The sequence below is a fragment of the Streptomyces sp. NPDC086549 genome (genome assembly GCF_044746205.1).
GTDB lineage: Bacteria > Actinomycetota > Actinomycetes > Streptomycetales > Streptomycetaceae > Streptomyces.
Window position 1 is genome coordinate 640910 of record NZ_JBIVBS010000003.1, and the last position, 6427, is coordinate 647336.

The window sequence follows — 6427 nt, forward strand, 5'->3', positions numbered from 1 at the left end:
CCTGGTGGCTGCCGGAACTCGACCGAGGCCGGCAGCGGGCCTCGGCAGAGGTCACTCGTATCGTTCCCGTCGCGAAGTACGCACGTCAGTCATCCGACTCAAGTCGCCGTCGACGGGTCCCGCGTCGTCGACGGGTCCCGCGCCGGCGGGGCGAGCGAGAGCAGGTGCCAGGACCAGGCGTCGAGTGCGACGAACAGGCCCGGGTCGAGCAGCTCGTCGCCCTCCCGTTCGTAGGCGGTGCCGTCGAGCAGCCCGGTCAGCCGGGACGACTGCCCGTGAAGGTCCCTCCAGGGCAGCGGAATCCGCCCCTCGGCGGGCCGGCCGGAGTAGTTGATCACGACGACGTACCGGTCCTGGCCGGCGGACCAGGACCAGGCCAGCAGATCGCGGTGAGTGTTGTTGTCCGGCCAGCCCGTGCAGGGCAGCAGCTGCCAGTCGCCCTCGCGTACGGGGGCGGTGGCGGTCACCAGGCGGCCGTAGAAGTCGTGCAGGGTCTCGTCGAACGGTTCCTGCGGCCGGCGCGAGAGGAACACGGGCAGCCGCACGCGACGGCCCTCGAACTGGCCCTCGTGCCAGAGCACCGCACCCGGCAGGGTGGCGACGGCGACGGCCGCCGCACGCTCCCGTCCGTCGGGCAGCGCGGCGGCGGCCCGGGGTTCGTCGTGGTTCTCCAGGAAGCGCACGAGCCGGCGCTGGTAGCCGAGACCGGCCCCGAGGTGGGCGCGGACGGACTCGGCGTCCTCGTGGACCAGGCGGTCGTAGAGCCGCTTGTCGTAGCAGTGGTCGAAACCCTGCTGCTGAAGGGCCCATTCGAGGTCCCAGTACGCTTCCGCGACGAAGAGGAGCCCGGGGTGGTGCTCCCGGACACGCGGGATGACGTACGACCAGAAGTCCTCCGCGGGGGCGGTTCCCGCCAGGTCTGCCCATGTCTTCGCGAACACGTCGTTCATGAGCAGCATCGCCATGTCGCAGCGCACGCCGTCCGCCTGGTCGCCGATCGCCGTCAGCGTCTCCACCGCCGCCGTACGCAGTTCGTCGCTGAAGGCGTTCAGCTGGACCACGTCCGGCCACGGCGGGAAGTAGGGGTCCCGGCCGCGGGCGTAGACCTGTCCCTCGGCCTCCAGGAAGGCCCCGGGTGCGCGGGCCAGGTCGTCGGACGTGCCGCGGACCAGGCAGCCCGGGCGCTCGGTGAGCCAGGGGTGGTCGGGGGCCACGTGGTTGGGGACGTAGTCGAGGATCAGGCGCACTCCCCGTGCGGCCAGCCGGGCCCGTGCCTGGGCCAGTCCTTCCGGCCCGCCGACGCTCCGGTCGGCCACGTAGTTCCGTACGCAGTAAGGGGACCCGGCGATGTCGGCGGGGGTCAGGTCGGGCAGGGCCTGGCGGAAGGAGGTGAGCAACTCCTCGTTGCCGAGGGCGATCCGCAGCCCGGCCGGGCTGCGCTCCCACACGCCCATCAGCCAGACCGCGTCGACACCCGGCCGTGCGACCTCGTCCCAGACCTCGCCGGGCACCTCGCCCAGGGTGACGGGGCGTCCGTACCGGGTGCTCAACTCGCCCAGCCACACCATGGTGTTGATCTCGTAGATGACGGTCATGACAGGGGCTCCTCCCGCAGGGCGCCCCAGTCCCCGGTGCCGACGACACGGAACAGCGTGGCGGTGACCGCGGCCAGCCCGGTCCAGCCGGTCTGGTGCGAGGCGCCGAGGCCGGCGCCGTTGTCGCCGTGGAAGTACTCGTAGAACAGGATCAGGTCCTTCCAGTGCGGGTCCTTGGCGAACTTCGGCCGGTCGCCGTGCACCGGGCGGTGGCCGTCCGCGTCGCGCAGGAAGGTGGAGGTGAGCCGCCCGGAGATCTCGCGCGCGACCTCGTAGAGATTCAGCTGTCTGCCCGAACCGGTCGGGAACTCCACGGTGAACGTGTCGCCGTGGTACGCGTGCAGGTTCAGCAGGGCGCGCACGAGGAGGATGTTGACCGGGAACCACACCGGGCCACGCCAGTTGGAGTTGCCGCCGAACATGCCGGAGTCGGACTCGGCGGGCAGATAGCCGACGCCGTAGGTCTCGCCGTGCACCTCGAAGGTGTACGGGTGCGCGGCGTGGTGGCGGGACAACGAGCGGATGCCGTGCGGGCCGAGGAACTCCTCCTCGTCGAGCATCCGCGCCAGGATCCGGCGCAGCCTTTCCTCGCCGAACAGCGCGAACAGGTGACGTCCCTCCGTGCCGGACCCGAGAGGGTCGCCGGAGGAGACGAGGGCCTCCACAGCAGGGTGCCGTCGCACGAAGTCCCGTGCGCCCTCGACCAGTTCGGGGAAGCGGCGATCGGTCCAGGCGCCGACCACGCTGGTCGCGGCGAGCGGAATGAGCCCGACCAGGGAGCGGACCTTCAGCCGGGCCGCTCCGCCGTCGGGCAGCCGCAGGACGTCGTAGAAGAAGCCGTCCTCCTCGTCCCACAGGGACGCGTTGTCCTTGCCGATGCGGTTCATGGCGACCGAGATCCAGGCGAAGTGCTCGAACAGTGTCTGCGCGTGCTCCAGGTAGACGGGGTTCTCGGCGGCCAGTTCGACGGCGGTCTCCAGGAGGTTCTGGCAGTACAGGGCCATCCAGGCGGTGCCGTCCGACTGGTCCAGGTGACCGCCGGTCGGCAGCGGGGCGCTGCGGTCGAAGACGCCGATGTTGTCCAGACCGAGGAAGCCTCCCTGGAAGACGTTGTCGCCCTCGACGTCCTTGCGGTTGAGCCACCAGGTGAAGTTCTTCATCAGCTTCTGGAAGGCGTTCTCCAGGAAGACGCGGTCGCCGCGGCCCGTGCGGTGCTTCTCCAGCTCGTAGACGAACAGGACGGCCCAGGCGTGCACGGGCGGGTTGACGTCGCCGAAGTTCCACTCGTACGCCGGGATCTGGCCGTTGGGGTGCAGATACAGGCGGCGCAGCAGCAACTCCAGCTGGGACTTGGCGAAGCCGATGTCGACCATGGACAGGGCGATGGTGTGGAAGGCGAGGTCCCAGGCCGCGAACCAGGGGTACTCCCAGGTGTCCGGCATCGACATGACCTCGTCGTTGACCATGTGGTACCAGGCGCTGTTGCGGATCCGGGGATCGGCGGCCAGCGGATCCAGGCCGTGCTCGGCCAGCCAGCGCTCGACGTCGAGGTAGTAGTACTGCTTGCTCCACAGCATCCCGGCCAGCGCCTGACGCACCAGGCGGCGCTCGTCCTCGCCCAGCCCGTCCGGGACCACGCCCTCGTAGAACGTGTCGGCCTCGGCCCGTCGCGCCTGGAGCACCTCCTCGAATCCCTCCCAGGGATCGTCGAGCCGGCCGTCGGTCAGGCGCAGCCGGACGGTGGTGCTCCCGCCCGCGGGCACGGTGAGCACATGGTGGACGCAGGCCTTGGTGCCGGTGTGCCCGGGGTTGACGGCGCCGGTCTCGCCGTGGACGACGTACCGGTCGATGCCGTCCTTGACGTACGGGGTGGCGTTCGGGGAGCCGAAGACGCGCTCGTTGTCGGTGTCGTTCTCGGTGAAGAGGGCCGCCGGGTCACCCGCGAAGTACAGCCACCGCGCCCCGAGTTCCTCGTGGTCGGCCCGGATCGCGCCCGGCGTGAGCCGCAGGCCCGGTACGGCCGTGCCGCCCGCCCACGACCAGGTGTGCCGGAACCAGAGCGTCGGCAGCAGATGGAGGCCGGCCTCGTCGGGACCCCGGTTGTGCGCCGTGATCTCGATCAGCAGATCCTCGGGGCCGGCCTTGGCGTACTCGACGAACACGTCGAAGTAGCGGTCCTCGTCGAAGACACCCGTGTCCAGCAGCTCGTACTCCGGCTCCCGGCGGCCCCTGGCCCGGTTGGCGGCGACCAGGTCGTCGTACGGGAAGGCGCTCTGCGGATACTTGTAGAGGTACTTCATGTACGAGTGCGTGGGCGTGTTGTCGAGGTGGAAGTAATACTCCTTGACGTCCTCGCCGTGGTTGCCCTCCGTGTTGGTGAGGCCGAACATCCGCTCCTTGAGGATCGGGTCCCGGCCGTTCCAGAGCGCGAGCGCGAAGCACAGCCGCTGTTTGTCGTCGCTGACGCCGGCGATGCCGTCCTCGCCCCAGCGGTAGGCCCGGGAGCGGGCCTGGTCATGGGCGAAGTACGACCAGGCGTCACCTCCCTGGCTGTAGTCCTCCCGTACCGTGCCCCACTGCCGCTCGCTCAGGTAGGGACCCCAGCGCCGCCATGGCGCCCGTCCCGCATCGGCATCCGCGAGCCGCTGCCGCTCGGCGTCCGCACTGTCACTGTTCGCCGCCATCGCACGCCCTCCCGTCAGAAGAGAATCGCTCAAGGGCGTCCTCGGAGGCAACGACCCTGCGCGGTCCCGGTCGCCGGAGCCGACTGCGTTCCCGCTCGGACATGCCTCCCCAGACGCCGTACGTTTCAGGGCCGCTCATGGCGGTCCAGGCACAGAGCTCGATCACGGGGCAGTGGCGGCAGACGGCCCGGGCCTTCTCCTCCCGCGCCCGCCTGCCGGGACCGTGTTCACCGTGCGGGGAGAAGAAGACGGAGCTGTCCATGCCCCGGCACAGAGCGTGCTGCTGCCAGTCCCAGTAGGAGAGGAGAGGGCGGTGGCGTTGGATCACGACGTTGCCTCCCGGAGACGGTTCGGTCCGGTGAAGGGCATCGTCACCGCCTGGCCGGTGTCACCGCTTCGGTCGTCCGACCGACGCGGGAACGGTACGCCGGCGAAGCCGCCTACTCGCCGGCCTCGGCGGCGCCGTTCATCTTCGCCCGGTTCCGCGCGAGGAGCGCCTGCACCTCCTGTTCGACCTCGTCCGGGTCGACGCCGAGGGCACGTCCCATATGAGCCGACCACACCTCCGAGCGGATGTTGGTCTCGAAGTCCAGGTCGGCGCGGACCTTTTCACGGGCCGCCTGGCGGTTCTGGCTCACCATCACGAAGGTCGACAGAAAGATCGCCTCAAGGCTGACGATCATCGTGAGCAGTCCGAAGGGGTACGGGTCCCAGACCGCCGAGTGGCCGAACAGACCCTCGTTGAAGCCGATCCAGACCATGAACCACACCGCGTGGATGTAGACGAAGTGCATGGTCCCGGAGAAGGTGGTGATCGCGTCCGCGATCCTGTCCTGGGTGCCGCGCATCCGCGCCAGGACGGCCTGCTCGTTCCGGAGCCGGATGTGCGGCTCATTTATCGCAGAGCCCATGCCCTGTCCTCCGTTCGCCTGCCACGCGATGCCGCTGGCAGCGTACGCGCCGGGCGGCTGTCGCCCTTACGTCAATCGACTGCGTACGACGCCGCATCCGCGGGAGTAGGCCGCGCATTGAGTCGTTTGACGGAAGCGGGCGGAGCAGCACCGCGACAGGGTGAGGGCTGCGCCGCCGCGTCGCCGCGGGAAGGGCACGAGAAGGGCATGGGCATGGCCAAGTCGACCGCCACCCCTCTGTTCATCGCCCTGGCGTGGCCGGGCGTCACGGCTCTGGTGCTGACGGTGTGGGTGGCGGCGTTGGCACTGGTCACCGGCTTCATGGAGGTCGCCCTCTCGTTCCGGCACGGCGAGGGCGCGCGCGAGCGGGCGACGTGGCTGCTCAGCGGCCTCGTCTCGATCTTCCTCGGATGCGTGCTCGCCGCGCGGCCCGACAGCGGGGCGGTGACGCTCGCCTCCGTGTTCGGCGCCTTCGGCGTCCTGCACGGCGCCTTCTTGCTCGTGCTGTCCGCGAGGACCCGTCGCGCCGCGCAGGCCGGAGGCCCGCTCGTCGGGTCCCACTGACTTCCTGACCGCATCGAACCCGGCACGTCCGTCAACGAAGGGATGCACTCATGTCGAACCCGACGCCCCCGGCCGGCCAGGCCACCCCGGCCGCCCCGGTGAGCAAGCTCGGCGAACTCTCGGAGAAGGCCCGCGACGTCCAGCGGACGGTGGAGGCCAGTCTCTCGGAGGACCGGCAGAAGCTGTCCGCCGCGGTGGCCGACGCGAAGGACAAGGCCGAACAGGGCGCCCAGCGGCTGAAGGCCGGCGGGGAGCAGACGAAGGCACACGTCACCGGCGCCTGGCACCAGGTGCAGACGTCCTGGCAGGAGCATGTGGACTCGGCCCGCAGGAAGTTCGAGGAGCGCAAGGAGGAACGCGATCTGAAGCGGCTGCAGAAGGCCGCCGACGACGCCGAGGAGTACGCCGCCGACGCCATCGCCTTCGCGATCGTGGCCATCGAGGAGGCCGAGTACGCCACCCTGGAGGCGGTTCTGGCCAGGGCGGACGCCGACGACGCCACCGAGGCGGCGAAGTGACTGACCGACCGACTGACGTAAGTGCGGCCGGCAACGGCTGAACCACCGCGTCGGGGGGGCCGGGGGGGGGGGCCCCCCCCCCCCCCCCGGGGGGGGGGGGGGGCCCGGGGGGGGGGGGGGGGGGCCCCCCCCCCCCCCGGGGGGCCCGGCCCCCA

At 70.5% G+C, this 6427-nt stretch carries 6 protein-coding genes; 2 read left to right on the forward strand and 4 right to left on the reverse strand.

The window, feature by feature from the left end; translation table 11 throughout:
- Positions 1-98: 98 nt before the first annotated feature.
- The 4 genes from ACIPSA_RS13800 to ACIPSA_RS13815 form a co-directional block, all read right to left on the reverse strand.
- Complete coding sequence (locus ACIPSA_RS13800; protein WP_402633245.1) at positions 99-1595, reverse strand: alpha-amylase; 1497 nt, start codon at positions 1593-1595, stop codon at positions 99-101.
- Entirely contained in the window at positions 1592-4279 is a 2688-nt protein-coding gene (locus tag ACIPSA_RS13805) for an MGH1-like glycoside hydrolase domain-containing protein (protein ID WP_402633248.1), read from the reverse strand. The genes ACIPSA_RS13800 and ACIPSA_RS13805 overlap by 4 nt, the downstream gene beginning before the upstream one ends.
- Positions 4263-4607: a WhiB family transcriptional regulator gene (locus tag ACIPSA_RS13810; RefSeq protein WP_402633250.1), complete on the reverse strand. Its 345-nt coding sequence runs from the start codon at positions 4605-4607 to the stop codon at positions 4263-4265. Before ACIPSA_RS13810 ends, ACIPSA_RS13805 begins: the two co-directional genes overlap by 17 nt.
- Before the next feature lie 112 nt (positions 4608-4719).
- Positions 4720-5190 carry a DUF1003 domain-containing protein gene (locus tag ACIPSA_RS13815; RefSeq protein ID WP_402633252.1) on the reverse strand — a complete coding sequence of 157 codons (471 nt, stop codon included), beginning with the start codon at positions 5188-5190 and terminating at the stop codon, positions 4720-4722.
- 213 nt (positions 5191-5403) lie between these two features.
- On the opposite strand from ACIPSA_RS13815, the gene ACIPSA_RS13820 reads away from it, so the two are divergent.
- Both ACIPSA_RS13820 and ACIPSA_RS13825 read left to right on the forward strand, forming a co-directional pair.
- Positions 5404-5754: an HdeD family acid-resistance protein gene (locus tag ACIPSA_RS13820; RefSeq protein WP_402633255.1), complete on the forward strand. Its 351-nt coding sequence runs from the start codon at positions 5404-5406 to the stop codon at positions 5752-5754.
- Positions 5755-5804: 50 nt separating this feature from the next.
- Complete coding sequence (locus ACIPSA_RS13825) at positions 5805-6272, forward strand: hypothetical protein (protein WP_402633258.1); 468 nt, start codon at positions 5805-5807, stop codon at positions 6270-6272.
- Positions 6273-6427 lie beyond the last annotated feature (155 nt).

What these genes read in the sequence shown, in the direction of transcription:
- ACIPSA_RS13825 (WP_402633258.1), top strand. Translation starts at nt 5,805, where the DNA reads ATGTCGAACCCGACGCCCCCGGCCGGCCAGGCCACCCCGGCCGCCCCG.
- ACIPSA_RS13800 (WP_402633245.1), bottom strand. Translation starts at nt 1,595, where the DNA reads ATGACCGTCATCTACGAGATCAACACCATGGTGTGGCTGGGCGAGTTG.
- ACIPSA_RS13815 (WP_402633252.1), bottom strand. Translation starts at nt 5,190, where the DNA reads ATGGGCTCTGCGATAAATGAGCCGCACATCCGGCTCCGGAACGAGCAG.
- ACIPSA_RS13805 (WP_402633248.1), bottom strand. Translation starts at nt 4,279, where the DNA reads ATGGCGGCGAACAGTGACAGTGCGGACGCCGAGCGGCAGCGGCTCGCG.
- ACIPSA_RS13820 (WP_402633255.1), top strand. Translation starts at nt 5,404, where the DNA reads ATGGCCAAGTCGACCGCCACCCCTCTGTTCATCGCCCTGGCGTGGCCG.